This is a genomic window from Rhizobium sp. CB3090, from assembly GCF_029714285.1.
Taxonomy (GTDB): domain Bacteria; phylum Pseudomonadota; class Alphaproteobacteria; order Rhizobiales; family Rhizobiaceae; genus Rhizobium.
Genome location: NZ_CP121662.1, coordinates 752,087 through 778,077, shown reverse-complemented (window position 1 = coordinate 778,077; position 25,991 = coordinate 752,087). Strand labels below are relative to the sequence as shown.

Below are 25,991 nucleotides of genomic sequence, written 5' to 3'. Positions count from 1 at the left end.
AGAAGGATGCGCGTAGCGCAGGTTGAGGGGGTAATGCACCGTTAGGGGGATTGCCTTTCGCTTGCCCCTCAAGGCCTGTTTCGCGACGCTCAACAGCCCCTCATCCGCCCTTCGGGCACCTTCTCCCCGACGGGGAGAAGGGGACACTCCCCCCTTGACCAATCACCGTAGTCGCGCGATAAAGCCGCCCATGAAAACGGTTATCTGCATTATCTGCCGGAAGATTATTTGCTAGCGTTCCGCTGGCCTGGCCGTTTTCGTCTCCCGAAATCCAAGATGACAAACGTCCCGGCCTGCCGGTGACGATATTTTTCGGATTTATGCCTTTGGGAGAGTGAAATGGGCACCGAGCCGCACCTGAAATTCTACAACACGCTGACGCGCGAAAAGGTCGACTTCAAGCCGATCGACCGCAAGAACGTCCGCCTGTATGTCTGCGGCCCGACGGTCTACGATTTCGCCCATATCGGCAACGCCCGCCCGGCCATCGTCTTCGACGTGCTCTTCCGGCTGCTGCGGCAGATCTATGGCGAAAGCCACGTCACCTATGTGCGCAACATCACCGACGTTGATGACAAGATCAATACGCGGGCATTGCGTGACCATCCCGGTTTGCCGCTCAACGAAGCGATCCGCCTGGTCACCGAGAAGACCGAGACGCAATATCGCCAAGACGTGATCGCCCTCGGCTGCCTTGAGCCGACGGTGCAGCCGCGGGCGACGGAAAACATCGCACAGATGATCGAGATCATCGAAAAGTTGATCGCCAAGGGCCATGCTTATCAGGCGGCTGGAGAAGTGCTGTTCGACACCAAATCCATGGTAGATTACGGCCAACTCTCCAAGCGCAACCTCGATGAGCAGCAGGCCGGCGCCCGCGTCGCGGTCGAAGAGCACAAGAAGAGCCCAGGCGATTTCGTGCTCTGGAAGCTGTCGGACGAGAACGAGCCCGGTTGGGATAGCCCCTGGGGCCGCGGCCGTCCGGGCTGGCATATCGAATGCTCCGCCATGAGCGGGCGCTATCTCGGCGACGTCTTCGACATTCACGGCGGCGGATTGGATCTGATTTTCCCGCACCACGAAAACGAGATCGCCCAATCGCGTTGCGCGCATGGCACCGATGTGATGGCGAATGTCTGGATGCATAACGGTTTCCTGCAGGTCGAAGGCCGCAAGATGTCGAAATCAGAAGGCAATTTCGTCACCATCTACGAACTGCTGCACACCGAAAAACTCGGCAGCCGCGTCTGGCCGGGCGCGGTGCTGCGGCTTGCCATGCTGATGACGCATTACCGCGAACCGATCGACTTTTCCGTGAAGAGGCTGGAAGAGGCTGAGCGGCTTCTGGCGAAATGGCCGGCGGCTGATATCGGCGATGCCGCGCCGGATGCCGCGATCGTGGCGGCGCTCGCCGACGATCTCAACACAGTCGCCGCGATCAAGGCATTGCATGCCCTGGCACAAGCTGCCAATGCCGATCCCAGCATCCTGCCGACTTTCGCCGCAAGCGCGGCACTTCTCGGCCTGTTGCCCGAGAAGGTGGAGATGGATGACGCCGTCGTCGCGGAAATCAACAGGCGGGTGCGGGCGCGGCTGGAACTGCTGAAGGCGAAGAACTTTGCCGAAGCGGACAAAATCCGCGAGGTGCTTTTGGCTGAGGGCATTCAGTTGAAGGACGGCAAGGACCCGGTAACCGGTGAGCGGACGACGACTTGGGAGGTCAAGCGGTGAGATTCTCGATTGCGTCGACCACCCCTCCCCAACCCCTCCCCACAAGAGGGAGGGGCTCGCTGGCCGCAACCTCCGCATACCCATTTGGCCGATTGGAAGCGGAAACATCCGAACTTCAGCAAACACGGACCTCAGTTGTTTTATCGAAGGCAATCCGCAGGTTAACCCCCTCCCCCTTGTGGGGAGGGTTGGGGAGGGGTCTTCCTTCATCACCACCTATCATCAATTGATGATCTAAGAGGATCATCCGCATGCCACACAGCAACATCAAGCCAGTAACCCGACAACGCGTGCGAAAGCTTCGTTCGGAGATGACGAAGGCGGAGGCTGCCATGTGGGATATGTTGCGTGATTTTCGCCCTCGTGGTGCGCGTTTCCGCAGGGAAACGCCGGTCGGTCCCTACATCGCGGACTTTGCGTGGCTTTCTGCAAGGATCATCATAGAGGTGGACGGCGATAGTCATGAGACCGATGCGGGGAAACTACACGACCTCGCACGCGACGCATTCTTGAAACGGCAGGGCTTCCGCATATTGCGATTCGACAATCTTGATGTGCTGCAGGCGCAAGATCATGTGTTTCTGGAAATCGAAAGACATATTGAGCACTTGTTGGAGGATATTTGAGATGGATAGCGTTCCTCACAACCAAAGCCACTTGCTCAGTCGCAATAGGGAGCTTCCAGCATGACCTCCTCCACCTACACCGGCGGCTGCCAATGCGGTGCAATTCGTTTCCGTATCCGCGGCGAGCTTAAGGACGCATCGATCTGTCATTGCCGGATGTGCCAGAAAGCCTTCGGTGCCTATTACGCGCCGCTGGTCTCGGCCCGTGGCGCCGAGCTTGTCTGGACGCGGGGAGAGCGTAAGAAATTCCGGTCTTCCAATTTCGTCGAGCGCGGATTTTGTGGCGATTGCGGTACGCCGTTGACCTATGAGGCGCCGGATGGCGTGGCGATCGCGGCGGGTGCTTTCGATGATCCGTCGCTGTTGCCGCCGGTGGTGCAATTCGGCATGGAAGGCAAGATAGGGTTCGTCGACGGGCTGCATCTGCTGCCGGGACACCGGACGGAAGAAGATGCGGAACAGGCGCCCTTCGTGCTGAACATCGTCTCATACCAACATCCCGATCACGATACGCAAAGCTGGCCACAGGAGAAGAGCCATGACTGAAGCCATCCGAAGCGGAGGGTGCCAATGCGGCGCGGTGCGGTTTCGCATTCGCGGTCAGCTCGGCCGCCCATCGATCTGCCATTGCCGCATGTGCCAGAAGCAGTTCGGCAACTTCTTCTCGGCCCTTGTCACGGCGCCGGACGACGGCCTGGAATGGACGCGGGGGGAGCCGACCTATTTCCAGTCTTCCGTCAACATCGATCGCGGCTTCTGCAAGAACTGCGGCACGCCGCTGACCTATCGCCATCCGGGCGGGCTGGAGATCGCCATCGGCGCCTTTGATGAGCGCGACGATTTGGCGCCGCAGATCCAGGTCAACTACGCCTCGCGCCTGCCTTGGGTCGACACCATATTCGAGCAGCCCATCCATCAGGATCCGGATTTTTACGCGCGGCAGGAGCAGATCATCTCCTTCCAGCATCCCGATCACGATACGGACGTCTGGCCTGCCGAGGGATTGAAAATATGACGGAAGTATTGCGTACGCTTTACCCGGAAATCGAGCCCTATGCCTCCGGTCACCTTGATGTCGGCGACGGCCACGCGGTCTATTGGGAACGCATCGGCACGCCTGGGGCAAAGCCTGCCGTTTTCCTGCATGGCGGCCCGGGCGGCGGTATCTCGCCGAAGCATCGCCGCGTGTTCGATCCGGCGCTTTACGACGTAACCCTATTCGACCAACGCGGCTGCGGCAAGTCGACGCCGCATGCCGGTCTCGAAGCGAACACGACCTGGCATCTGGTCGCTGATATCGAGCGTTTGCGAGAAATGGCTGGCGTGGACAAGTGGCTGGTGTTCGGCGGCTCCTGGGGCTCGACGCTGGCCCTCGCCTATGCGGAAAAACATCCCGAACGGATTTCAGAGTTGGTTGTGCGCGGCATCTATACGCTGACCAAGGCCGAGCTTGACTGGTATTATCAGTTTGGCGTCTCGGAAATGTTCCCCGATAAGTGGGAGCGCTTCGTCGCGCCGATCCCGCCGGAAGAGCGTCACGAGATGATGCTTGCCTATCACCGCCGGCTGACGCACGAGGACAAGGCCGTGCGCCTCGAGGCGGCCAAGGCCTGGGCCATCTGGGAAGGTGAGACGATTACCCTGTTGCCGGACCCGGCGACCAGCGGGCCGTTCGAAGACGCGGAATATGCGCACGCCTTTGCACGCATCGAAAACCACTTCTTCGTCAATGCCGGCTGGATGGAGGAAGGCCAACTCCTCAACGATGCGCACAAGCTGAAGGACATTCCTGGCGTCATCGTCCATGGCCGCTATGACATGCCCTGCCCGGCCAAATACGCCTGGGCTCTGCACAAGGCATGGCCGAAGGCGGAGTTCCACCTGATCGAAGGGGCCGGCCATGCCTTTTCCGAACCGGGGATACTGGACCAATTGATCCGCGCGACAGATAAGTTTGCCGGGAAAATTTGATCCAGCAGGCCCTCGCCTAAGCCCTCTCCCGCTAACGCGGAGGGGGCGACTGAGCAAGAAAGAACCGGTTCGCCGGAGGAAACAGAATGACACGCGAAAAAATCTATCTCTTCGACACGACCTTGCGCGACGGGCAGCAGACGCCCGGCATCGACTTTTCGGTCGAGGACAAGATTTCCATCGCCACCATGCTGGACGAATTCGGCCTCGACTATGTCGAGGGCGGCTATCCCGGCGCCAATCCGACCGATACCGCTTTCTTCAATGAAAAGCGGACGCAGACCGCCTCCTTCGTCGCCTTCGGCATGACTAAGCGCGCCGGCGTTTCCGCCTCCAACGATCCGGGTCTTGCCAGCCTGCTGCAGGCAGAGGCAGACGCCATCTGTTTCGTCGCCAAGAGCTGGGATTATCATGTCAAGGTCGCGCTTGGCTGCACCAACGAGGAAAATCTTGAATGCATCGCCGAAAGCGTCAAAGCGGCAATCGAAGCCGGCAAGGAAGCGCTGGTCGACTGCGAGCATTTCTTCGACGGCTACAAGGCCAATCCGAGCTATGCGCTGGCCTGCGCCAAGACGGCCTATGAGGCCGGCGCGCGCTGGGTCGTGCTCTGCGACACCAATGGCGGCACGCAGCCGCCGGAAGTGCGCGCCATTGTCGAAGCCGTGATCGCCGAGGGCGTACCCGGCGACTGTCTTGGCATCCATGCCCATAATGACACCGGCCAGGCGGTTGCCAATTCGCTCGCCGCCGTAGAGGCCGGGGTACGGCAGATCCAGGGCACGCTGAACGGCGTCGGCGAACGCTGCGGCAATGCCAACCTGATTACGCTGATCCCCACCCTGGCGCTGAAAAGGGCCTATAGCGAGCGCTTCGAAACGGCGATCGATGGCGAACGGCTGCTAGGTCTGACCACTCTGTCGCATGCCTTCGACGAGCTGCTGAACCGCTCGCCTGACCATCAGGCTCCCTATGTCGGAGCCTCGGCCTTTGCGACCAAAGCCGGTATCCACGCCTCGGCCTTGCTGAAGGACCCACGCACCTACGAGCATGTGCCGCCGGAAAGCGTCGGCAATTTCCGCAAGGTCATGGTATCGGACCAAGGCGGCAAGTCGAATTTCATCAATGCGCTGAAGCGACGCGGCATTGAGGTCGGCAAGGACGACCCGAAGCTCGACCGGCTGATCCAGATCGTCAAGGAGCGCGAAGCTTCCGGTTACGCTTATGAGGGCGCCGATGCCAGCTTCGAGCTTCTGGCCCGCCGCACCCTCGGCACCATCCCGGAATTCTTCGCGATCGACGGCTTCCGCGTCATGGTCGAGCGTCGCTTCGATTCCCACGGCCGGGTGAAGATCGTCTCGGAAGCGGTGGTCAAAATCATCATCGACGGCCACACCATCATGTCCGTCGCCGAAGGCGATGGCCCGGTCAATGCGCTCGACCTGGCGCTGCGCAAGGATTTCGGCAAATACCAGCATGAGATCGACGATCTGGTGCTTGCCGACTTCAAGGTGCGTATCCTCAATGGCGGCACCGAGGCCATCACCCGCGTTCTGATCGAATCCACCGACAGCAGCGGCGTGCGCTGGTGGACGGTTGGCGTTTCGGAAAACATCATCGACGCCTCTTTCCAGGCGCTGATGGATTCCGTCATCTACAAACTGATGAAGAACCGGCACATGGCGGGCAAGATCGCGGCGGAGTGATCCGCCGCTCATCAAAAACCTTGACGATGCCGTCAAGGAAATGAATTGGCGCCACAACCTGCATTGGAGTAAGCCCGTCGCAAAAGAAAATAGTACGGCGGGAAATACCAATGGCTACCGACACGGCCGCATCTGAGATCAAGAACGAGGACAGCCCGCGCGGATTCGGCTTTGTGCTGACGGCCTATCTGCTTTGGGGTGTCCTGCCGCTCTACATGAAAGCGATGGCGCATATTCCGGCCATGGAGGTCATCGCCCACCGCATCTTCTGGTCCGTTCCCGTCGCCGGCGCCGTGCTTCTGGCGCTCGGCCGTATGGGCGATGTCAAGGCAGCGCTCAGCAACCCGCGAACGGTCGCCATGGCGTCGGTGACGGCGACGCTGATTACCATCAATTGGGGTACCTATGTCTGGGCGATCGGCGCAGGACATTCGCTCGATGCGGCGCTGGGGTATTTCATCAATCCGCTGTTCAGCATCGCGCTTGGCTCTTTGCTGCTGAAGGAGAGGCTTGCGCCGGCGCAGATCGTCGCGATCGGTCTGGCGGGCGCAGCGGTCGTCATCCTGACCGTCGAAGCCGGCACCCTGCCCTGGGTGGCGCTCTCGCTGACGTTCTCCTGGGGCTTCTACGCCTTTTTCCGCAAGACGCTCCCGGTCGGACCCAACCAGGGTTTCTTCCTCGAGGTGCTGCTGCTCTGCATTCCCGCAACACTTTACATTCTCTATCTTGAGGCGCGCGGCGAAGGTCACTTCTATCAGACCGGCCTCTCGGATACCGCACTTCTGCTCGGCTGCGGATTTGTGACTGCCCTGCCGCTGATGATCTTCGCCAATGGAGCGAAGCTTCTCAGGCTCTCCACGATCGGCATCATGCAATATATCGTGCCGACCATGGTCTTTCTCATTGCCGTCTTCCTGTTCAGGGAGCCTTTCGGCACGACGCAGATGATCGCCTTCTCGCTGATCTGGGCGGGGCTAGCGCTTTATAGCTGGTCGATGTTGCGTCAGAGCCGATCGCGCTAACGACTGGACATGGTTAGCAAATCTCTAATCATAGCTTCGAAATGACAGCCTCTTCGCCGCCGCGTGATCCCACGGTTTCGGCGGCATGCTTGCGGATCGCCGGAATGATGTCGGCGATCTTGTCGATGACCAGCGGCTGCACGCGATGGGCGGTATGGACGAAGCCTTCTTCCGTCATATGGCGGATCAGCTCCATCATCGGATTCCAGAAACCATTGACATTGGCGAAGACCATCGGCTTTTCATGGCGGCCGAGCTGACCCCAGGTCATGATCTCGACGATCTCCTCCAGCGTACCGATGCCGCCCGGCAGCGCCACGAAGGCGTCAGAGCGCTCAAACATGGTGTGTTTGCGCGTATGCATGTCCGGGGTTATGATCAGCTCGTCCAATTGACCGAGGGAATGGCGCGTCGCTTCCATGTCGACGAGGAACTCCGGAATGATGCCGGTGACCTGACCACCATGCGACAAGACGCCGCTTGCCACGGCGCCCATGATGCCTTTCGTTCCGCCGCCATAGACTAGGCGCAACCCGCTCTCGGCAATGTTCTTACCAAGCTCACGGCCGGCAGCCATGTGGGAAGGATCGCGCCCCGGCCTCGAGCCGCAATAGACGCAGATGGATCGAATTGGCGCAGAATCGTCAGTCATGGATGCAAACAACTATGCTGCAAATGCTCAGTCAAGAATTTTCCAAAAGAAAACTTGTGCCATGGCATACAGAAATGGCTGAGAAAGCTTGTAAAAGCAGGCGAAATCGTTAGCAATTTCAAGAGTGGAGATGACTCCGCCGCTTGGAGATAAATATGATGAAGAACCGTGCCGGCTTGCTGGCTCTGTTGGTGCTGGTAGTTGCGACTATCCTGATGGTCTTCTTTGTGATGCCGCGTATCAACGGCGATAAGAAGTCAATCAGTGATGCCATCAATCAGGCGAGCGACGCGGTGAAAAACACCATTTCGGAGAATGGCCAAAAGGCCGGCGACTCCGTGAAAAAGGTTGGTGAGGTAACGGAGGGTGGCGTCGCAACCGCAACCAACGCCGCCGATGTCACGAAGAAGCTTACCGATCTCAGCGGCACGGCTGTCACCTCCCTTTCCGATCTCAGGGCGCTCTTCAAGGACGGCAAGGGGCCGAGCGAGGATGTATTCACCTCGGCCAAGACGAAGGTGACCACTGCCCTGCAGGCGATCGTCGATTTTGCCGCTCCCCAAGGTACGGATGCGGTAACGGCCGCTCTGGTCAACAAGGCCCATGACGGCGCCGGCAAGGCGCTCGCCATCATCCAGTCGCTTCCGGAGAACATCGCGGATGCTACCGCCGCAATCGACAAGGCGCGCGTAGCGCTCACCGGCGAAAGCGCGCCGCAAACGCAAGCGGCAGACCCAGTTACGCCCTCTTTCGATGTGCTGCGTGTCGAGCCCGACGGCTCCACCGTCATAGCCGGCAAGGCCGAGTCGAATTCCAAGCTGGAGATCGTCGATGGAGACAAGGTGGTGACGACGACCGAGGTCGGACCGAGCGGCGATTTTGCCGCCGTGCTCGACAATCCGCTGCCGCCCGGCGATCATGAACTTGTGTTGCGTGCAACCGGCAAGGACGGCAAGGCCGTCACTTCAGAGGAAGTTGCTACCGTTTCGGTTCCGAAGGACGACAAGAGCCAGCTTCTCGCCATGGTTTCCAAGCCCGGCGCGGCAAGCCGCATCATCACCGCGCCGTCGGCCAAGCAAGGGCGCGCCGCGTCCGACGAGCAGATGGCGGCCAATACGCCCGCGAACGACGCAACCGGGGCCAAACCACAGGACAACACTGCTGTTGCCTCCGCCAATCCGGCCAGCGACGCCGGGACCGCTCCTGCAACAACGACGGGTAGCCAGCCCGATGTCTTGGTCAATGCAGTCGAGATCGAAAACAACCACATCTTCGTTGCCGGCACGACCAAGCCGAACGCTAAGGTTCGCGCCTATGCCGACGACAAGCTGATCGGCGAGATCGCAGCCGGAGCCGACGGGCATTTCGTCGTCGACGGCACGATGCCGCTGACGGTGGGCGACCATAAGATCCGTGTCGATGTCCTCGACGGCACCGGCAAGGTCACGGTGCGCACCAGCGTCAATTTCACCCGTCCGGAAGGCAATCAGGTGACCGTCGCGGCGCAAACACCGGCGGCCTCCGGCAGCAGTGGCAGCGCCTCGGCCACAACCATGGTGCCGCTCGACGAAGGTGAGCTTGGCAAGCTGCGGGAGAATACCGCCAAGGCTTTCGCCCTGCTGAAGGACCTTTTTGCCAACGGCAAGCAGCCGAATGCAGAACAACTTGCAGCCGCTCGCTCGGGAACTGAAATTGCTCTGAAGTCGCTTTCGGAATTCCGTCCGGCGATCGATGCCAGTCCCACGCTAAAACAGGCTGCAGCCGATGCGGCAAATGCGGCTGGCCAGGCGCTAGGAGCGCTGCAGGCTCTACCGAGAGACCCGAAGTCGGTCGGCGATGGGCTGCCCAATCTCGGACAGATGATCGCTGCCGTCACCAAGCCCGAGAATACCACCACGGCACCGGCCAGTGCCGACACCTCCTCCAGCGGCAGCGGCCCCAAGACTCTGCAGCAAGCACCCCTTTCGCAGAACACCAATGCGGTCATCATCCGTCGCGGCGATACGCTCTGGCAGATTTCTCGCCGCACCTACGGCGCCGGCGTGCGCTACACGACGATCTATCTCGCCAATGAGGACAAGATCAACAATCCGGACCGCATTCTGCCCGGCCAGGTTTTCGGCCTGCCGAAGGACGCGCTGCCGAATGCGGAAGAACTGCACCGCAAGCGGCTTTCAGGCGGACATCTTTAAGACATCACCTCTCACCTCAGGAGGCCAGGCACATCAACGTCTGGCCTCTGCTTTTACCCGACATAAAAATAGTATAAGCCTCCCGCCGACCCTCATTGCCCTGCTCATACCTGACGGGGCCGTCCAGCCAGGCTGCGCGAGCGCTCGCCGTACCCGGCTGGCTCAGATATTTGCCGGAGACGGACATGGCAGACCGCAAGAAGACAATATCGGCGGATTCCAGCAATCCGTTGAATACGATCGTCAATCTCTGGCCGTATATGTGGCCGGCCGGACGCATGGACCTGAAGATGCGCGTGGTCTGGGCGACCGTCTTCCTGCTGGTCTCCAAATTCTTCCTGCTGCTGGTTCCGTATTTCTTCAAATGGTCCGTCGATGCCCTGAACGGCAAGCTGGACATGCAGGGCATCCTGCCGGCCTTCATGGTGGGCGCCATCGCGCTCATCGTCGCCACGAACGTTACTCGCCTCATCCAGCTCGGCCTCAACCAATTGCGCGACTCGCTCTTTGCCAGTGTCGGCCAATATGCCGTGCGTCAGCTCGCCTACCGGACGTTCGTGCACATGCACGAGCTGTCGCTGCGCTTTCATCTCGAGCGCAAGACTGGCGGCCTGTCGCGCATCATCGAACGCGGCACCAAGGGCATCGAGACGATCGTCCGCTTCACCATTCTCAACACCGTTCCGACCTTCGTCGAATTCCTGCTGACCGCAGTTATCTTCTGGCGCGGTTATGGCTTTTCCTATCTCGCCATTACTGCCGTCACAGTCTGGCTCTACATCTGGTTCACCGTCCGGGCGAGCGACTGGCGCATTTCCATCCGCCGCTCGATGAACGAGAGCGACACCGACGCCAACACCAAGGCGATCGATTCGCTTCTGAACTTCGAAACGGTCAAATATTTCGGCAACGAGGAGATGGAGGCAAGGCGCTTCGATCAGTCGATGTCGCGCTATGAGAAGGCCGCCACCGATGTCTGGACTTCGCTGGGATGGCTGAACTTCGGCCAAGGCCTGATCTTTGGCCTCGGCACCACGGTCATGCTGGTATTTTCCGGCTGGGCCGTTCTTCACGGGCATCAGACGGTCGGCGATTTCGTCTTCATCAACTCGATGCTGCTGCAGCTTTCTGTGCCGCTGAACTTCATCGGCTTCGTCTATCGCGAAATCCGCCAGGGCCTGACCGACATCGAGGAGATGTTCGATCTGCTGGAAGTCAAGCCCGAGGTGACGGATGCTCCCGGCGCCAGGGAACTGGTCATCGGCAACGGTGCCATCTCGTTCAAGGATGTGCATTTCGCCTATGATTCCGCCCGGCCGATCCTCAAAGGCATTTCCTTCGAGGTGCCGGCCGGCAAGACGGTCGCCGTCGTCGGCCCTTCGGGTGCCGGAAAATCGACCCTGTCGCGGCTTCTCTACCGCTTTTACGACGTACAGAGCGGCACGATCACCATTGACGGTCAGGATCTGCGCACGGTGACGCAAAAGAGCTTGCGCAAGGTCATCGGCATGGTGCCGCAGGACACTGTGCTCTTCAACGACACCATCGCCTATAACATTCGCTACGGCCGACCCGGTGCGAGCGAAAACGAGGTGACGACCGCCGCAGAAATCGCCCAGATCGGCGACTTCATCCGCCATCTGCCCGAGGGCTTCGACACGAAGGTCGGCGAACGCGGATTGAAACTGTCGGGCGGCGAGAAGCAGCGCGTTGCCATCGCCCGCACCATCCTCAAGGCTCCGCCCGTGCTTATCCTTGACGAGGCCACCTCGGCGCTGGATACGACAACCGAACGGGAAATCCAGGCGGCACTCGACGTCGTCTCGAAAAACCGCACAACGCTGGTCATTGCCCACCGACTCTCCACCGTCATCGGCGCCGATGAGATCATCGTGCTAAAAAGCGGTGAGATCGCCGAGCGCGGCACGCACGCCGCCCTTCTGGAGCAAAACGGCCTCTATGCCTCGATGTGGAACCGCCAGCGCGAGGCAACACAGGCGGAAGAACATCTGAAACAGGTGCGCGAGAGCGACGAACTCGGCGTGGTCAGCCGGCTGGCGCCGGCGAACTGAAGAGTGGACTCGGCGAGACTTGCGTCGTCGTTGCGGGCAAATGCGGCGCAGAGACATTGCGGACTTCGCTTGTCACGCGATTGAGATGACAGCTTGATAGGTACGGGTCTCACATCAAGGGAGCCCCAAATGCGTAATTTTGCCAGAACCTTAACGCTGCTGCTCGTCGTCGGCGCCGCCTCGCCGGTTTTTGCCGGTGATGCGAAACCCTTCGCGGATGCCAAGGAGATAAACCTCCTCAACCTGCTGCCGCCGCCACCTGCCAATGATTCGGCTCAGATGAAGGCCGAACTCGGCGAAATCCTGATGATTCAGGTTACCCGCACACCGGAAATGGCAGCTCGTGCCGTTGCCGATGCCGAAGAGAACGTCTGGCGCTTCTCCGACGTTATCGACAATCCGAAATTCACCAAGGAAAACCTGCCGAAGTTCTCGGCATTCTTCGATCGCGTCGTCGAGACCGAAGGCGCCGTCGTCGATCCGGCCAAGGATGTCTGGAAGCGCCCGCGTCCGCACCTCTACAGCGATCTCGTAAAGCCGATCGTACCGCTCTCCAAGTCCGGCTCATATCCATCCGGCCACGCCACGGTCGGCACGCTGATGGGCATCGTGCTGGCAAACATGGTGCCGGAAAAGCGCGCCATCATCATGGCCCGCGCCTGGGAATATGGCCATAACCGCGTTGTCGGCGGCATCCATTACGCCTCCGACATCGAAGCCGCCCATATCGCCGGCACCGTCATCGCCGAAACCATCATGACGCATGACGACTACAAGAGCGAATATGAGGGCGCCAAGGCCGAGCTGCGCGCTGCTCTCGGCCTCTAAATTTTATCCTATAATCACAGGCATGAAAGGTCGCTGCTTCCCGTCGGCGACCTTTTCTTTGCGCCCGGCGCGGAGTTTCCACAGACAACGCTTTTCAACGCTACGGATCGTTGGCATCTTGGCCCCGCGCGGATTGCGCTGGAGGAGAGCGTGCGAAAGCATTGCCCATGACAGAGTTTGCCTGTAGTCACGCTCGACTGGTAATCAGAGCAAGACCGCTTATCTTGCTTTCATTCTTTTGACTGGCATGATCACGTCCGACAACCGGAACCCGGTTTTTGGTGAGACTGCCCTAACGGAGTAGGCCGTAGATGAGCTTGTTGAACAGCGTGCGCAACGTCATCGTCCCGGTGCATAAGGAAGGTTATCCCTTTGTCGCGGGTTTCTTTGTTGCGTCGCTGGTTCTCGGCTGGATCTTCAAACCGCTCTTTTGGATCGGTTTGATCTTCACGCTCTGGTGCGCCTATTTCTTCCGCGATCCGGAGCGCATGACGCCGCAAGACGACGATCTCGTGGTATCGCCCGCCGACGGCAAGGTCTCCGGCGTGCAGATGGTCACGCCGCCAGCTGAGCTCAATCTGGGCCGTGAGCCGATGCTGCGCATTTCGATTTTCATGAACGTCTTCGATTGCCATGTGAATCGCTCGCCGATGCGCGGCCGCATCACCACTGTCGCCTATCGCCAAGGCAGCTTCCTCAATGCAGAGCTGGACAAGGCAAGCGAACAGAACGAGCGCAACGGCCTCGTCATCGAGACGAATCATGGCGAGATCGGCGTCGTGCAGATTGCCGGCCTGGTTGCCCGTCGTATTCTCTGCTTTGTCAACGAGAACGAGCCGATCGACGCCGGCGAGCGCATTGGCCTGATCCGCTTCGGTTCCCGCCTCGATGTCTTCCTGCCGGCAGAAGCGGCGGCGCGTGTCGCAGTCGGCCAAAGGGCGATCGCAGGCGAAACCGTGATTGCCGAATTCGGCTCGCTGAAGGGCCCCATCATTAGCCGCCGTAGCTGAGCCCGGAGAAAACGAGCGAGATGAAGACGCCTTTTCCGCCCTTCGAGCCGCATGGCCCCAACGACGAGGCGCGCGGGCCGCGCCTACGGGAAATTCCGCTGCGGCTGATGGTGCCGAACATGATCACCGTGCTGGCGATCTGCGCCGGCCTGACCGGCATCCGCCTCGCCTTCGAAAACCGTTACGAGCTCGCCGTGGTGGCGGTGCTGGTGGCCGCTTTCCTCGATGGCATCGACGGGCGCGTAGCGCGGCTGATGAAGGCCACCTCCAAGTTCGGCGCACAGATGGATTCGCTTGCCGACATCGTCAACTTCGGTGTCGCACCGGCCCTCGTCGTCTACGTCTTCCTGCTGGATCAGGCACGCTCGCTCGGCTGGATCGCGGCGCTGATCTATACCATCGCCGCGGGTCTGCGGCTCGCGCGCTTCAACGTCATGGCGGAGCGGGAGAACAAGGCGTCCTGGCAGTCCGAATATTTTGTCGGCGTGCCGGCGCCGGCCGGCGCGATGCTGGTGTTGCTGCCCGTCTATCTCGGCTTCCTCGGCCTGACGCCCACCAGGACCTTCGCCTATTGGGGTGCTGCCTACACCGTGCTGATCGGCTTCCTGCTGGTCAGCCGCCTGCCCGTCTGGTCCGGAAAAACGGAAAGCAGCCGCATCCGCCGCGATCTCGTGCTGCCGATCATGCTTGCGCTCGTCGTCTATGTGGCGCTGCTGATGAGCTATACCTGGCATGTCATGGTGGTAACCGTTGTTGCCTATCTCCTGTCCTTGCCCTTGGGAGCCCGTTCCTGGACGCGCAAATACGGCACCTACACCATCAATGGCCCTGCCGATCCTGATGTGGACGATTCCAACGACGACATCGGCCGGCATATCTAAAGCTCGTCGCGATCTTTTCAGATTCGCTCCCCTGCTTTAGCTCTTTGTTTTTGCATGTCGTTCTCGCAAAACCGCGGCACACTTTTGCGCGACATGCATTAGCGGCAATCAGGCAAGGTCTGCCTAAGACGATTCGAAGACTGCCGCTCAGAACCGGAAGATGTTGCTGCGACAAAAGGTCATGCGGGCAATTAGTCTCTGCGATAGGATTCGGCCTATGCCGAACGCAACTAATTAACGAAAAATAAACAACTAAATTAGATATAGTTTTCGTAAAATTTCGCGTCACCCTCGCGAAATATGGTCGGTGTTTACAAAAGCTGATCGGCGAATGCCTTTGATTTGTCATGATTTATGACAAAACAACGAGGCACGGCAGTCCAAAAACACACACTAGGGAAGACGTGGAGGAGTAACATATGACCACGAAAAAAGACGAAACGATACAACCGCAAGCAAAGATCGATCCTACCGCGCTTTATCGTCCTCTTGGACTCAAGGCCGTCCTGGCAGCCCATCTGATGCTGAAAACCAAGCCGCTGAAGAAGAAGATCGCTTAAGCCTGCCACATCCGCCAACTACCCCGATGGTTGAACACCGGGGTGCATGGCGACGCCGATCCGAATGAAGGCCGTTCAGAGAAGGCTCAACTGGCCATCGCCGGGATCCGGCTTCTTCGACGGCTTGGCCGGCTGTTCGATCGCAACCGGCACCTGCAGCTCCGGTCCCATATTGGCGACCTTGTTGACCCGGTCGGAAACCGGAATCGCCTCAAAGAAATCTTCCTGAACCGGCCCCATCAGATCCAGGACCTCACGCGGTTCCTGCGTTTTGCAATCGAGCCAGCGCGTAAAGTCCTCCGGCTTGATGACTACAGGCATTCGGTCATGAATAGGACGCATCGTTCGGTTCGCCGACGTCGTCAGGATCGCGCCGGTATCGACTTCGGAACCGTCGGCCGACGACCAAGTCTCCATCAGGCCCGCAAAGGCGATGACGCCGCCCTGCCGCGGACGGATCCAATAGGCCTGTGATTTCTCGCCGCTTTCCTTCGACGGGCGATGCCATTCGTAGAATCCCGATGCCGGGATCAGGATGCGCCTATGACGCATGGCCGCCCGGAACGAGGCCTTGCCGATCGCAGTTTCCGCTCGGGCATTGATCAGCAACGGAAATTCCTTGGGATCCTTCACCCAGGCCGGCGTAAAACCCCAGCGGACGAGCAGCGCACGGCGATCCGGCAAATTGCTGCCCCTCTCCTGCCGATCGCCGGAAACGACGACCAGGATCGGTTGCGTCGGAGCAATGTTGAAGCGCGCGGGAAAGTCTTCATGCTCGAGATAGCCGAGCAATTCCCGTACCTTCTTCTCGGTTTCCGTCAATGCAAATCGTCCGCACATGCAGCTTGTGTTGCACCCGCGAGGCGCCGGGTCAAGGAGGACGTCAGTCGCGCGGGCCGAAGAGGATTATGGTCGCACCCGCCAGACAAACGGCAGCGCCGGAGAGATCCCAACGATCCGGCGGCCGTCCTTTGACCAGCCACAGCCAGAGAATGGAGGCGACGATATAGACGGCAAAGATGTTTTCGGTGGCCTGGTTGGCGGACCCGAATCGCCGCCATTTCCTTTGCAAGTAAAAAGGGCTTCCCTCTCGGGCGACAAGGGCCGTATCTTATGGAATTGAAAGCTCCTCCGCCCGCGTATCTTTTCACGTGATATCTTCCTCAAAACCCACTTGGCCAATGACCTCCATCCCTCGCCCCGCCTCTTCCGCCATCCTCGAACGTGACGGCCGGTTCCTGTTGGTGCTGCGACGCAATCCGCCATCCGCCGATATGTATGCCTTTCCCGGCGGGCGGGGCGAAGAAGGCGAAACGCCAGCGGAAACGGCATTGCGGGAATTTCGGGAAGAGACCGGAATCACCGCCCGAAACCCCCGTCTGTTCGAGACCTACGACCTCAGGAGCCATGCAGCAGATGGGAGGCTCGTCAGTCATTTCGTTCTGTCGGTTTTTCTGGTCGATGCCGACGAGGATGCGATCGCCGAGGCTGCCGATGACGCTGCGGCGCTCGGCTGGTATTCGCTGGAAGAGATCCGCACTCTTCCCGTTCCGGCGAGCGTCCTCGAATGCGCCGAACGGCTGACGGCGGCTCGAACCCACTAAGGCTTCCGGGGCTCCGGCGTTAACGATGCAAGGCAATAAGGGCGTGGAAAGCGGGATTTTCGCCTTGTTACGGTCACGCTTGCCGTATCAAGTGGGCGCATGAATCATCGTCGCCTCATCAACCTGCTTCCGATCTGCGCCGCGCTTGCGGCCGCATTTCCGGCCTTTGCGCAGCCTACGGCGACCGTTCCCGAGGTGCAGGCACCGAGGGGAACCGATGATGCCGAGCGGCCGACGCCCTATGACGATCAACTGTCGCGGCTCGCCGAAATTCTCGGCTCGATCCACTATCTGCGCAATCTCTGCAACGCGGGAAAAGAAGATTCCTGGCGCGCCGACATGCAGCGGCTGCTCGACACGGAGACGAAAGACGAGCCGAAACGCAAGGAAAAACTCACCGCCTCGTTCAACCGAGGATATAGATCCTTCGCATCGGTTTACACGGATTGCACGCCGCAGGCCATCGTGGCTGAGGAGCGCTACCGTAACGAAGGTGCAACACTTGCCACAGAAATAACCGCTCGCTTTGGAAATTGACGATTTATTAACCCCTTTTCGTGCCGAGCCGTGTCGTTTTAGGAAAAGGCTGATAAAGTCGTTAATCAAGCGGTAAGGACATGGACGTCTCGAGGAACGAAACAATGGAACCAAGCCTGAACGACATCGACGACATGATCGTCCACGAAAAAAGGCTGGCGGCGCTGGAATACCAGAACGAGGCCTGGGCCGACGGCATGGCCGATGGTATCGAGCCGGAAATCATCGCTGACGCCGCCATTGCCCATGCCATCCGCGAGACTATTCGCATTCAAGGAGAACAGGGCGCGGAAGCCTTGCTCGAATCACTTAGGGACCGCATGCTTGCTGGTGAATTCTCTCCGAACCGCACCCTGCAATAACAGCCAGAGATCCCTATGCACACCGTACCGGGCAATGAGTTTCGACGTTCCATTGCCTCGCTAGCCGTAGCGACCATGTTTTTCGGCAGCCTCGCCCTCCCTTTGCCGGCTCTTGCCTTCGCCCAGCTCAATTCATCCGCTAACCAGCCGAGTGCTGCCGGGAAATCCGCACAGCAGAGCAATGACAAGCCGGTCGAAGAGGCGCTAGAGGCGCCCTCAAAGACAATTCCCATGCCCGATCCGCTGGTCAATAACCAGGCTGGACAGAGCAGCGGCACCGCATCGGGCAATACCTCGAACGGCGGCAAACAGGCGGAGATTCTCTTCGATATCAGCAAGGCGCCTGAGCCGGTGCGAAAGCTGCGCGAAGCGATCGTCGAAGCGGCCGCCTCCGGTGATCTCGAGCGCCTGCGTCCGCTGATGAATGTCGGCGGCGGCCTCAAGCAGACGCAGGTGACGGCGGACGACCCGACCGAAGACCCGATCAAGACGCTGCATGACCTTTCCGGCGACCCCGACGGCATCGAGATACTCTCCATTCTCCTCGACATCATGTCGACCGGCTTTGCCCATGTCGGCCAGGGCACACCGGATGAAATGTATGTCTGGCCCTATTTCGCCGAAAAAGACATCAAGACCCTGACTGCACCGGAAAAGGTCGATTTGATGCGCATCGTGACCGCCGGCGATTTCTCCGACATGCTGGAATTCGGCGGCTATAATTTCTACCGCGTCGGGATCACGCCCGATGGCAGGTGGAAATTCTTCACTTCGGGCGAATGATTCGGACGCAGAACTTGCGGTTCCCGACCGGAGGCCTTACCTCTGGGCGACAGGGCAAATTAGAGCAGTTCCAGGAAAAGTGCGCAGCGGTTTTCCGTCCGGAATGCGTAAAAACAAAGGGATAGAGCGGGAAAGCGATTCCGTGAAACGCTGAACCGCTCTAGCGGGTCCATAATGCCAGCCGTATTCCTCAGAGATCGCTCCTTTCTTCGCGTCACCGGCGCGGAGGCCGAGTCTTTTCTGCACAATCTTATCACCACCGATCTTGCCTCGCTCGGCACGAACGAAGCCCGTCCCGGCGCGCTGCTCACGCCACAGGGCAAGATCCTGTTCGACTTCATGATCTGGCGCGACGGTCCAGGCTTTCTGCTGGAGACCGACGCGGAACAGAGAGACGGCCTTCTGAAGCGGCTCACCATGTATCGGCTGCGCGCTCCCGTCGATTTTGCGGCCGTTGACACCGAAGGCGTCACCGTCGCCTGGGGCGAGAATGCGGCCGAAAGCCGCAAGGACAGCCGTTTCGCCAAGGCAGGGATCACGCTGACGCGCACGCCCGGCCAGCACGGCGACGATGCCGAGGCGCTCTACCGGACGCTGCGCATTGCCAACGGCATCGCCGTTTCCGGCCCGGATTTCGCCCTGCAGGACACTTTCCCGCATGACGTGCTGATGGATATCAACGGCGGCCTCGGCTTCCGGAAGGGCTGCTATGTCGGGCAGGAAGTGGTTTCCCGCATGCAGCATCGCGGCACGGCAAGGCGGCGGGTCGTCATCGTGTCCGGTAGCGCCGATTTGCCCGCCACCGGCACCGAATTGACCGTCGGCGGTAAACCGATCGGCACGCTTGGTTCCACAGATGGCGCCAAGGGCCTCGCCATCGTCCGCATCGACCGGGCCGGCGAAGCCATGGCTGCCGACACGCCGATCCTGGCGGCGGATCGCGAAGTTTCGCTCATGTTGCCGGCCTGGTCCGGCCTCTCCTTCCCCACTGCGAGCGATGAGGCTTCGGCATGACAGCGGCCAATACCCCGCGCGCCTGGCAGCGCATGCTGTCCGGCCGCAGGCTGGATCTGCTCGATCCCTCGCCGCTTGACGTCGAGATCAGCGATATCGCCCACGGACTTGCCCGCGTGGCACGCTGGAACGGCCAAACCTCCGGGGACCATGCCTTTTCGGTGGCGCAACACAGTCTCGTGGTGGAGGCGATCTTCCGCCACCTCAACAAAGCGACGCCGGACGAGCTGCTTGCGGCGCTATTGCATGACGCTCCCGAATACGTCATCGGCGATATGATCTCGCCGTTCAAATCCGTGGTCGGGGGTGACTACAAGGTGGTGGAGAAGCGCCTGGAAGCCGCGATCTACAGACGTTTTGCCCTGCCGCCGCATTGCAGCCCGGAGCTGAAGGAAAAGATCAAGAAGGCCGATACGGTCTCCGCCTATTTCGAGGCGACGTTGCTCGCCGGTTTCACACCGCAGGAAGCACGCAAGTTCTTCGGCCAACCGCGCAGCATTACGCGGGAGATGTTGCCGATCGAACCGATGCCGGCGATCGAAGCGCAGCGGCTTTTCCTGGCTCGCTTCGAGGCGATCGAGGCCGAACGCGCCGCGGTGAGAGCCGACGCATGACCACGATCATCGTATCGCCATTGGCACGCATCGCGGAGATGGCCGTTCGTCACGGCGCGTCCGAAATGATCAGCCTTATGGCGAAGGAACACACCTTTCACCGGCCGGCCGTGATCAAGGCGGAACGGCACCTGCTGCTTGGCATGAACGACATCAGCTTTGCCGGCACCGGCGATCTCATCGCACCCCAGGAGACGCATGTCCGCGACATCATCGATTTCGCGAGACACTGGGATCAGACCGCGCCGCTGCTGATCCATTGCTGGATGGGCGTGTCACGATCACCCGCCGCAGCGCTGATTGCAGCACTTGCCGTCCATCCCGAAACGAACGACCTGGCGCTTGTCCAGCGGCTGCGCACCGCCTCGCCCTATGCGACGCCGAATGCACGGCTGATCATGATCGGGGACCAGATGCTTGACCGCAAAGGCCGACTCGTCGACGCCGTCAAGGCGATCGGCCGCGGCGCCGACGCGGACGGCAATGCGCCTTTCGTCCTGTCGCTGTCGGCGGACATCGACCTCATATGAAAACGGAGACTGCGCTTGCGCAATCTCCGTCCATTTCCAGTTCATGCGCAACGGCCGATCAAGCGGCAGCGCTATCGTAGGTATCCTGAAAAACATTCATCGAGGCCTCCATCTCGCGGATGAAGACTTCCAACGGGTTCTGATCGGAATTGCTGGGGGTGCTCGTACTTTCGTCGGCAAGAGCGCTTGCAGACGGAAGACCGGATTGCGCTGCTTCCTGCAGCTCTTGGGCGTCCACAACGCCGTCATGATTCTTATCAAGGGGATTGTACGAGGCAGCGCTCATGCTGCTTCCAACTGAAGAAATACCACTCATTCAAATCTCCTGAAGTAAACGCCGCCAGGCGTTTTCGGTGAGACGCAGTACGCTCGTTGAAATGCCGATTGGCATAGCCGATTTGCGGAGGCGGTCAAAGATAGTTGTTAATTGATCATTAACCTCAATTGACAGGTATCGAATCATATTGGTGGTAGGCCTCTGCGAGTGACGGACAACCGCCGCTCGGTAAAGATCACGGCGAACGGGCGAATCACTCTGGAGACAAGGCTATTCGATGACTGCGCAGGCGATCCGCTTGCCTGCTCCACCAACGGGCTGACTGCGGTAATCATCCGACTCCGCATGGATCATCAGCGTCCGGCCGCGAATACCGTTCTTTCCGTCAAGCTTCACCATGCCGTTGAAGACTTGCGCCCTGAGCTTGCCGTCCTGATCGACATATTGGTTGGGCATATCGCCGGCATGCGGGCCATTGGCCGCGAGCAAGCCATGCTCGGCATTGGTGGGATTGAAATGGCCGCCGGCGGATTCAAACCCGTGCGTGTGGTCGCAATGATTGTTCTCATGAATATGGAAGGCGACCCAGCGATTGGCTGGCAGGCCGGAAACGTCGAGTTCAATCAGTACGCCCGCCTTGCCCTCAGTCAGGACCGCCCGCCCCGCCTGCTTGCCGTCGATGCCGACAAAATTGGCAATTGCCGTCTGCTTGCTGTCTTGCGCAGTCGCGGGCAGAGCTGCCACCAAGGCCAGAGTCGCAGCAATAAGGATGGATCTCATGGAACATTCCTCCCGTTTGAGTCGTGAATGGAACGCGTCATAGGGTCGGGTGTTCCCGCGAGGAGAGAAATGAACAAGCCGAAACCACAAAACGGTCCGCCACCATCCGGCGGGCCGTTGCGATAATTTGGGAAAGACAGCCGCTCAGGCAGCCATACTGTCCACGTCGTATTGGCCGTAAGTGTTGTTGTAGGCGTCCATCGGCGTCAGCATATCGAGATCGAAAGCACTGCTCGACTCGGACATTTTGCCGGTCGTCACGCCACCGGTCGGCATTTGCATGAGCTTTGCCATCAAGCTGCCCAATGCGCTATTCGCGCTGCCGCTATCGACTGCATCGGTTTCGAGAATGCCCGGGCGCTCGTCGGCTTCGCGCTCTTCACGGCTCAAAACACCGTCGTCATTCGCATCGAGCCGCGAAAGCGTGCCGCGATAGGGGTAGGTACTGTTGGATGTGGAAGATACATGGGACATACAAACCTCCTAAGGTCAGGAGCCGCCTCATGCGACGTCGTTTGTACGCAATACGTTCTGGTTAACTATAGGCGTTGATAGGCTGATTTGCCCCGCGGGTAAAGACGAATTGTTAATGGGTATTAACAATAGTTTCCAGGCCGTAAATCAGAATTCCCTAATAAATCTATGATGGCCTACGATATGAAGCATCCTACGTCCCATAGGGTAATTCCCTGGAATCATGGAGAAAATCCGCCGACTGACTCTTACTGTCCCGCCTATTTCCTATAATGTGGCGACAGAATCCCATGGAGGGGCATGATGGAACTGCTGCTGATCGTGATTGTGGTCGTGGGTATTTTGATCCTGCGCAGCTACAACCAACGGCTACAACGATTGGAAAGCCGCGTTCTGGAGCTGCAAAATGCGCTTGCCGGCCGTGTGCCGGCCGCCGGTGCGGGCGAATCAGCGGCAGGGTCTGCCGAAAAGGCCATGCAGCCTTCCGAAAGCGCAGCGGAACCATTGACCGAAGCTGTAGAATCTGCGGAGGAAGCGGAAGATACCGCTATCGCCGCACACAGTAGCCTGGAACAGACCGAGGATGTGGTCGCCCCAGCCCTTATCCGGGAAGACGAAAGCCTGGAGAGCACGATCGGCGCCCGCTGGGCCGTCTGGGTGGGCGGCATCGCGCTGGCGCTCGGCGGCATCTTCCTGGTCAAGTATTCGATCGAAAGCGGCCTGCTCAGTCCTGCCGTGCGGCTGGTGCTCGCGGCGATCTTCGGTTTGGTCCTCGTCGCTGCCGGCGAAATCATCCGGCGTAGGTCTGAGCCTGTTCCGGCCAATACCTTTCAGAACGCGATGATCCCCGGCGTGCTGACGGCGGCAGGTGTCGTCGCACTGTTCGGCTCGACCTATGCCGCCTATGGTATTTACGGCTTCATCGGACCGGCGACCGCCTTCGTCCTTCTGGGCCTGATCTCGCTCGCCACGCTTGGCCTGTCGCTGCTGCATGGCCAAGCGCTTGCAGGTCTCGGGCTCCTGGCTTCCATGATCACGCCGGTACTCATCGCGTCGACGGCACCGAGACCCTGGACGCTCTTCGGCTACCTCGTCTTCACCTGGCTTGTCACCATTGTCGCGTCGCGGCTACGCCGCTGGCATACCGTACCCTCAGTTGCCGACGCCCTCCTCAGCATCTGGCCGCTGCTTTACATCTTCAACAGCGATGTGGTCGACCTGACCCCGGTTACTCTGACTATGCTGGCAATGATGGCAGGCACGATTTTCATTTGGCCGGGACGCTATCAAGTCGCTGCGACGAGCGAGGAAAGCACCGTCCGGTCGGATGAAATCGAAGAACCGTCCGTCCCATCATCGACCAGCCATTGGGCGACATTCCTGGCGCGTGCGCCGCTTGGAATGACGCTGACGGCATCCATAGGCAGCGCCGTGGTAGCCCTGTCTCTTCTGGCTTACAGCCTTTTGAACGGATACCCGCTGCCAGACGCATCTCTTCTCTTTGCGGCGATTGTTGCAACTGTTGCGGCCTTCGGAGCCGGCCGTATGTATGCGGCCTGGGCGGCAATCTTGGCGGCTCTAACCGCCGGCTTTGGCATGTTCGTCGCTCTGATGCAGCCGGAGATCGGTGCGGAGCTGAACGTAGCGCAGATCGTTCCGGCGTTGTCCCATCTCGTCGTCTATGACGGTCTCGGTCTCGGCGCGGTCTTCATCATCGTCGGCTTCTTCTTTCTCAATCGTTTTGGCGAAAGCGAGAAGCCCTTTGCGGCGCTGTGGAGCATGATCATGGTCGCCACGCCGCTGACGATCGCCGTGATCAGCTATGTCACCTTCGGCAACTGGACGCGTGATTGGCTGCATGGGCTCTATGGCATAGTACTTGCCGCCGTGCTGATGGCGCTCGCCGAAGTGCAGCACCGCCGATCCCCGGAAAATATGGCCTTGCCGACCAATATTCTGGCGGCAGGTTCCTTCGCCGCCCTGGTCTTCGCCCTGCATACGCTCGCCCACGACGCCGTCCCAACGATATTGCTGCCGGTGCTTGGCATGGCCTTCTTGCTGGCCGGGCGCGCCCGCTCCTGGCCGGCTTTGCCTTGGACGATGGTCGCGGCGCTCATCATCACCCTCGGGCGCATTGCCTGGCAGCCGACCATCGTCGATCCGAGCGACCTCGGCACGACGCCTGTCTTCAACATGCTGCTTGCCGGCTACGGTATCCCCGCAGCACTCGCAGTCTGGGCCGCCTTCGAAATCCGTCGTTCGCCGGACCTCAGGCTGCGCAACGCTCTGCAGGCGCTTGCGAGTTTTCTGGTATTGCTGACCATTGCAATCCTGGTGCGCCATGCGATGAATGGCGGCGTCTTGAATGCAAACGTTCCGACGCTCGGCGAACAATCGATCTACACATTGCTGGCGATCGGCGCCTCCGCGACGCTGATGGCGCTTGATCTCAGCGCATCGAGCCTCGTCTTCCGTTATGGCGGAATGGCGCTCGGCGTCCTCTCCGTCATCTTGATCCTGGCACTGCATCTGCTCGGACTCAATCCCTTCATGACAGGCGAGAGCACGGGCCGGATCCCTTTCTTCAATCTGCTGCTGCTCGGCTATCTTCTGCCGGCGATCGCCTATGGCGGCTTGGCGGCCTATGCACGGGACAAGCGGCCCCTGCCCTATGTGATGATGTTGGCCATTGCCGGTGCGGTCATGGCTTTTGCCTGGGCGACGCTGTCGGTTCGCCGTTTCTGGCAGGGCGAATACATTCCGGTCTGGAACGACTTCATCCAAGGGGAGGTCTATTCCTATTCCGTCGTCTGGTTGCTGATCGGCATTGCCCTTCTCTGGCTTGGCGCGCGTCTCGACGCTCGCAACCTGCGTATCGCTTCGGCCGCGCTGGTGTTCGTCGCTGTCGTGAAGGTCTTCCTGATCGACATGTCAAACCTCGAAGGCTTCCTGCGGGCACTGTCCTTCATCGGTCTCGGCGCGGTGCTGATCGGCATCGGCCTCTTCTATCAGAAGGTTCTGACGGATAAGAAAACGACGGAATGATTGCGGCGAATCTCTGCGCTCGGTAGGAACGCACAGGATCATTCCGATATGGGGCCGAAGATGGATATCAACAGAATGGCGCGGGCGTTTGCCCCGTTTGAGACGCTCGCCGCGCAGCTTATTCCTTATGCGGCCGATGGCGACGACGGTTCGCACGACATCGCCCACATCCTGCGCGTCTTCAAAAATGCCATGTCCATCCAGGCCGAAGAAGGCGGCGATGCCCGCATCCTTGCCGCCGCAGTGTTGCTGCATGACTGCGTCTCGGTGGAGAAGAATTCGCCGCATCGTGCCCAGGCGTCCAGGCTGGCCGCCGAGAAGGCCTCGGGAATCCTGAGGGAGCTTGGATGGGATGGCGAGAATATCGCGGCCGTAGCACATGCCATCACCACGCACAGCTTTTCCGCCAATATTCCGCCGGAAACGCTGGAGGCGAGAATGCTGCAGGATGCCGACCGGCTGGATGCGATCGGCATGGTCGGCGCTGCCCGTTGTTTCTATATTGCTGGCCGCCTGGGCTCCGGTCTCTACGATCCGTTCGACCCGCTCGCAACGGAGCGGCCGCTGGACGACAAGCGCTTCGCCATTGACCATTTCGAGACAAAGCTGTTCAAACTGGCGGATGGGTTTCAGACCGAAACCGGCCGGAGGTTTGCTGGCGAGCGGCATGAGCGGTTGAAGACGGTGCTGGCAATGTTCATCGAGGAAATCTGAGGGCTATTC

The 25,991-nt window shown here is 59.8% G+C and carries 27 protein-coding genes and 1 pseudogene; 22 read left to right on the top strand and 6 right to left on the bottom strand.

The window, feature by feature from the left end:
• Positions 1-339: 339 nt before the first annotated feature.
• From cysS to rarD, 7 genes are all read left to right on the top strand, one after another.
• Entirely contained in the window at positions 340-1,731 is a 1,392-nt protein-coding gene (cysS, locus tag QA646_RS03815; RefSeq protein WP_283057703.1) for a cysteine--tRNA ligase, read from the top strand.
• A 251-nt stretch (positions 1,732-1,982) separates the two neighbouring features.
• On the top strand, positions 1,983-2,357 hold the full coding sequence (locus QA646_RS03810; RefSeq protein WP_283057701.1) for a DUF559 domain-containing protein: 375 nt from the start codon (positions 1,983-1,985) through the stop codon (positions 2,355-2,357).
• A 60-nt stretch (positions 2,358-2,417) separates the two neighbouring features.
• Positions 2,418-2,903: a GFA family protein gene (locus QA646_RS03805; RefSeq protein ID WP_283057700.1), complete on the top strand. Its 486-nt coding sequence runs from the start codon at positions 2,418-2,420 to the stop codon at positions 2,901-2,903.
• Positions 2,896-3,372, top strand: a complete 477-nt coding sequence (locus QA646_RS03800) for a GFA family protein (protein WP_283057699.1) — start codon at positions 2,896-2,898, stop codon at positions 3,370-3,372. Before QA646_RS03805 ends, QA646_RS03800 begins: the two co-directional genes overlap by 8 nt.
• Positions 3,369-4,328 (top strand): prolyl aminopeptidase, encoded by a 960-nt coding sequence (gene pip / locus QA646_RS03795; protein ID WP_283057698.1) that lies wholly within the window; start codon positions 3,369-3,371, stop codon positions 4,326-4,328. The genes QA646_RS03800 and pip overlap by 4 nt, the downstream gene beginning before the upstream one ends.
• 86 nt (positions 4,329-4,414) lie before the next feature.
• Complete coding sequence (cimA, locus tag QA646_RS03790) at positions 4,415-6,031, top strand: citramalate synthase (protein ID WP_283057697.1); 1,617 nt, start codon at positions 4,415-4,417, stop codon at positions 6,029-6,031.
• A gap of 110 nt (positions 6,032-6,141) precedes the next feature.
• Entirely contained in the window at positions 6,142-7,053 is a 912-nt protein-coding gene (rarD, locus tag QA646_RS03785) for an EamA family transporter RarD (RefSeq protein WP_283057696.1), read from the top strand.
• Positions 7,054-7,081: 28 nt separating this feature from the next.
• Here rarD and QA646_RS03780 read toward each other — a convergent pair whose 3' ends face one another.
• Positions 7,082-7,705 carry a TIGR00730 family Rossman fold protein gene (locus QA646_RS03780; protein WP_283057695.1) on the bottom strand — a complete coding sequence of 208 codons (624 nt, stop codon included), beginning with the start codon at positions 7,703-7,705 and terminating at the stop codon, positions 7,082-7,084.
• 155 nt (positions 7,706-7,860) lie between these two features.
• Here QA646_RS03780 and QA646_RS03775 point away from each other — a divergent pair, with 155 nt between their 5' ends.
• The 6 genes from QA646_RS03775 to QA646_RS03750 all read left to right on the top strand — a co-directional run bounded on the left by QA646_RS03775 (position 7,861) and on the right by QA646_RS03750 (position 15,248).
• A complete protein-coding gene (locus QA646_RS03775; protein WP_283057694.1) occupies positions 7,861-9,897 on the top strand; it encodes a LysM peptidoglycan-binding domain-containing protein in 2,037 nt (678 codons plus the stop codon).
• 185 nt (positions 9,898-10,082) lie between these two features.
• Positions 10,083-11,969 carry an ABC transporter ATP-binding protein/permease gene (locus QA646_RS03770; protein WP_283057693.1) on the top strand — a complete coding sequence of 629 codons (1,887 nt, stop codon included), beginning with the start codon at positions 10,083-10,085 and terminating at the stop codon, positions 11,967-11,969.
• A gap of 129 nt (positions 11,970-12,098) precedes the next feature.
• On the top strand, positions 12,099-12,797 hold the full coding sequence (locus QA646_RS03765; protein ID WP_283057692.1) for a phosphatase PAP2 family protein: 699 nt from the start codon (positions 12,099-12,101) through the stop codon (positions 12,795-12,797).
• Between the two features lie 311 nt (positions 12,798-13,108).
• Positions 13,109-13,807 carry a phosphatidylserine decarboxylase gene (locus QA646_RS03760; RefSeq protein WP_283057691.1) on the top strand — a complete coding sequence of 233 codons (699 nt, stop codon included), beginning with the start codon at positions 13,109-13,111 and terminating at the stop codon, positions 13,805-13,807.
• 20 nt (positions 13,808-13,827) lie between these two features.
• Positions 13,828-14,688 carry a CDP-diacylglycerol--serine O-phosphatidyltransferase gene (pssA, locus tag QA646_RS03755; protein WP_283057690.1) on the top strand — a complete coding sequence of 287 codons (861 nt, stop codon included), beginning with the start codon at positions 13,828-13,830 and terminating at the stop codon, positions 14,686-14,688.
• Positions 14,689-15,107: 419 nt separating this feature from the next.
• Positions 15,108-15,248, top strand: coding sequence for a hypothetical protein (locus QA646_RS03750; protein ID WP_283057689.1), 141 nt, complete (start codon positions 15,108-15,110; stop codon positions 15,246-15,248).
• A gap of 75 nt (positions 15,249-15,323) precedes the next feature.
• Here the strand turns inward: QA646_RS03750 and QA646_RS03745 are convergent, their stop codons facing one another.
• Positions 15,324-16,088 carry an SOS response-associated peptidase gene (locus tag QA646_RS03745; protein WP_283057688.1) on the bottom strand — a complete coding sequence of 255 codons (765 nt, stop codon included), beginning with the start codon at positions 16,086-16,088 and terminating at the stop codon, positions 15,324-15,326.
• 43 nt (positions 16,089-16,131) lie between these two features.
• Positions 16,132-16,260, bottom strand: a pseudogene (locus QA646_RS03740) (hypothetical protein); the annotation flags it as partial.
• Between the two features lie 169 nt (positions 16,261-16,429).
• On the opposite strand from QA646_RS03740, the gene QA646_RS03735 reads away from it, so the two are divergent.
• The 7 genes from QA646_RS03735 to QA646_RS03705 all read left to right on the top strand — a co-directional run bounded on the left by QA646_RS03735 (position 16,430) and on the right by QA646_RS03705 (position 20,692).
• Positions 16,430-16,852, top strand: coding sequence for an NUDIX domain-containing protein (locus QA646_RS03735; protein ID WP_283057687.1), 423 nt, complete (start codon positions 16,430-16,432; stop codon positions 16,850-16,852).
• A gap of 99 nt (positions 16,853-16,951) precedes the next feature.
• Complete coding sequence (locus tag QA646_RS03730; RefSeq protein ID WP_283057686.1) at positions 16,952-17,389, top strand: TIGR02301 family protein; 438 nt, start codon at positions 16,952-16,954, stop codon at positions 17,387-17,389.
• A gap of 104 nt (positions 17,390-17,493) precedes the next feature.
• On the top strand, positions 17,494-17,751 hold the full coding sequence (locus tag QA646_RS03725; RefSeq protein ID WP_283057685.1) for a hypothetical protein: 258 nt from the start codon (positions 17,494-17,496) through the stop codon (positions 17,749-17,751).
• Positions 17,752-17,766: 15 nt separating this feature from the next.
• Positions 17,767-18,534: a hypothetical protein gene (locus tag QA646_RS03720; RefSeq protein WP_283057684.1), complete on the top strand. Its 768-nt coding sequence runs from the start codon at positions 17,767-17,769 to the stop codon at positions 18,532-18,534.
• Between the two features lie 174 nt (positions 18,535-18,708).
• Complete coding sequence (locus QA646_RS03715) at positions 18,709-19,548, top strand: folate-binding protein YgfZ (protein WP_283057683.1); 840 nt, start codon at positions 18,709-18,711, stop codon at positions 19,546-19,548.
• Entirely contained in the window at positions 19,545-20,162 is a 618-nt protein-coding gene (locus QA646_RS03710; RefSeq protein ID WP_283057682.1) for an HD family hydrolase, read from the top strand. The genes QA646_RS03715 and QA646_RS03710 overlap by 4 nt, the downstream gene beginning before the upstream one ends.
• Positions 20,159-20,692, top strand: coding sequence for a tyrosine phosphatase family protein (locus QA646_RS03705; RefSeq protein ID WP_283057681.1), 534 nt, complete (start codon positions 20,159-20,161; stop codon positions 20,690-20,692). The genes QA646_RS03710 and QA646_RS03705 overlap by 4 nt, the downstream gene beginning before the upstream one ends.
• 58 nt (positions 20,693-20,750) lie before the next feature.
• Here the strand turns inward: QA646_RS03705 and QA646_RS03700 are convergent, their stop codons facing one another.
• The 3 genes from QA646_RS03700 to QA646_RS03690 all read right to left on the bottom strand — a co-directional run bounded on the left by QA646_RS03700 (position 20,751) and on the right by QA646_RS03690 (position 22,223).
• Positions 20,751-21,008, bottom strand: a complete 258-nt coding sequence (locus QA646_RS03700; RefSeq protein ID WP_283057680.1) for a hypothetical protein — start codon at positions 21,006-21,008, stop codon at positions 20,751-20,753.
• A gap of 231 nt (positions 21,009-21,239) precedes the next feature.
• Complete coding sequence (locus QA646_RS03695; RefSeq protein WP_283057678.1) at positions 21,240-21,749, bottom strand: superoxide dismutase family protein; 510 nt, start codon at positions 21,747-21,749, stop codon at positions 21,240-21,242.
• A 144-nt stretch (positions 21,750-21,893) separates the two neighbouring features.
• Positions 21,894-22,223, bottom strand: a complete 330-nt coding sequence (locus QA646_RS03690) for a hypothetical protein (protein ID WP_283057677.1) — start codon at positions 22,221-22,223, stop codon at positions 21,894-21,896.
• 303 nt (positions 22,224-22,526) lie between these two features.
• Between QA646_RS03690 and QA646_RS03685 the strand changes: the two genes are divergently transcribed.
• Complete coding sequence (locus QA646_RS03685) at positions 22,527-25,268, top strand: DUF2339 domain-containing protein (RefSeq protein ID WP_283057676.1); 2,742 nt, start codon at positions 22,527-22,529, stop codon at positions 25,266-25,268.
• Positions 25,269-25,328: 60 nt separating this feature from the next.
• Positions 25,329-25,982 (top strand): HD domain-containing protein, encoded by a 654-nt coding sequence (locus tag QA646_RS03680; RefSeq protein ID WP_283057675.1) that lies wholly within the window; start codon positions 25,329-25,331, stop codon positions 25,980-25,982.
• Positions 25,983-25,991 lie beyond the last annotated feature (9 nt).

Excerpts from the sequence above, each read along its gene's own strand:
- cysS (WP_283057703.1), top strand. The coding sequence starts at position 340 with ATGGGCACCGAGCCGCACCTGAAATTCTACAACACGCTGACGCGCGAA.
- QA646_RS03810 (WP_283057701.1), top strand. The coding sequence starts at position 1,983 with ATGCCACACAGCAACATCAAGCCAGTAACCCGACAACGCGTGCGAAAG.
- QA646_RS03805 (WP_283057700.1), top strand. The coding sequence starts at position 2,418 with ATGACCTCCTCCACCTACACCGGCGGCTGCCAATGCGGTGCAATTCGT.
- QA646_RS03800 (WP_283057699.1), top strand. The coding sequence starts at position 2,896 with ATGACTGAAGCCATCCGAAGCGGAGGGTGCCAATGCGGCGCGGTGCGG.
- pip (WP_283057698.1), top strand. The coding sequence starts at position 3,369 with ATGACGGAAGTATTGCGTACGCTTTACCCGGAAATCGAGCCCTATGCC.
- cimA (WP_283057697.1), top strand. The coding sequence starts at position 4,415 with ATGACACGCGAAAAAATCTATCTCTTCGACACGACCTTGCGCGACGGG.
- rarD (WP_283057696.1), top strand. The coding sequence starts at position 6,142 with ATGGCTACCGACACGGCCGCATCTGAGATCAAGAACGAGGACAGCCCG.
- QA646_RS03780 (WP_283057695.1), bottom strand. The coding sequence starts at position 7,705 with ATGACTGACGATTCTGCGCCAATTCGATCCATCTGCGTCTATTGCGGC.
- QA646_RS03775 (WP_283057694.1), top strand. The coding sequence starts at position 7,861 with ATGATGAAGAACCGTGCCGGCTTGCTGGCTCTGTTGGTGCTGGTAGTT.
- QA646_RS03770 (WP_283057693.1), top strand. The coding sequence starts at position 10,083 with ATGGCAGACCGCAAGAAGACAATATCGGCGGATTCCAGCAATCCGTTG.
- QA646_RS03765 (WP_283057692.1), top strand. The coding sequence starts at position 12,099 with ATGCGTAATTTTGCCAGAACCTTAACGCTGCTGCTCGTCGTCGGCGCC.
- QA646_RS03760 (WP_283057691.1), top strand. The coding sequence starts at position 13,109 with ATGAGCTTGTTGAACAGCGTGCGCAACGTCATCGTCCCGGTGCATAAG.
- pssA (WP_283057690.1), top strand. The coding sequence starts at position 13,828 with ATGAAGACGCCTTTTCCGCCCTTCGAGCCGCATGGCCCCAACGACGAG.
- QA646_RS03750 (WP_283057689.1), top strand. The coding sequence starts at position 15,108 with ATGACCACGAAAAAAGACGAAACGATACAACCGCAAGCAAAGATCGAT.
- QA646_RS03745 (WP_283057688.1), bottom strand. The coding sequence starts at position 16,088 with ATGTGCGGACGATTTGCATTGACGGAAACCGAGAAGAAGGTACGGGAA.
- QA646_RS03735 (WP_283057687.1), top strand. The coding sequence starts at position 16,430 with ATGACCTCCATCCCTCGCCCCGCCTCTTCCGCCATCCTCGAACGTGAC.
- QA646_RS03730 (WP_283057686.1), top strand. The coding sequence starts at position 16,952 with ATGAATCATCGTCGCCTCATCAACCTGCTTCCGATCTGCGCCGCGCTT.
- QA646_RS03725 (WP_283057685.1), top strand. The coding sequence starts at position 17,494 with ATGGAACCAAGCCTGAACGACATCGACGACATGATCGTCCACGAAAAA.
- QA646_RS03720 (WP_283057684.1), top strand. The coding sequence starts at position 17,767 with ATGCACACCGTACCGGGCAATGAGTTTCGACGTTCCATTGCCTCGCTA.
- QA646_RS03715 (WP_283057683.1), top strand. The coding sequence starts at position 18,709 with ATGCCAGCCGTATTCCTCAGAGATCGCTCCTTTCTTCGCGTCACCGGC.
- QA646_RS03710 (WP_283057682.1), top strand. The coding sequence starts at position 19,545 with ATGACAGCGGCCAATACCCCGCGCGCCTGGCAGCGCATGCTGTCCGGC.
- QA646_RS03705 (WP_283057681.1), top strand. The coding sequence starts at position 20,159 with ATGACCACGATCATCGTATCGCCATTGGCACGCATCGCGGAGATGGCC.
- QA646_RS03700 (WP_283057680.1), bottom strand. The coding sequence starts at position 21,008 with ATGAGTGGTATTTCTTCAGTTGGAAGCAGCATGAGCGCTGCCTCGTAC.
- QA646_RS03695 (WP_283057678.1), bottom strand. The coding sequence starts at position 21,749 with ATGAGATCCATCCTTATTGCTGCGACTCTGGCCTTGGTGGCAGCTCTG.
- QA646_RS03690 (WP_283057677.1), bottom strand. The coding sequence starts at position 22,223 with ATGTCCCATGTATCTTCCACATCCAACAGTACCTACCCCTATCGCGGC.
- QA646_RS03685 (WP_283057676.1), top strand. The coding sequence starts at position 22,527 with ATGGAACTGCTGCTGATCGTGATTGTGGTCGTGGGTATTTTGATCCTG.
- QA646_RS03680 (WP_283057675.1), top strand. The coding sequence starts at position 25,329 with ATGGATATCAACAGAATGGCGCGGGCGTTTGCCCCGTTTGAGACGCTC.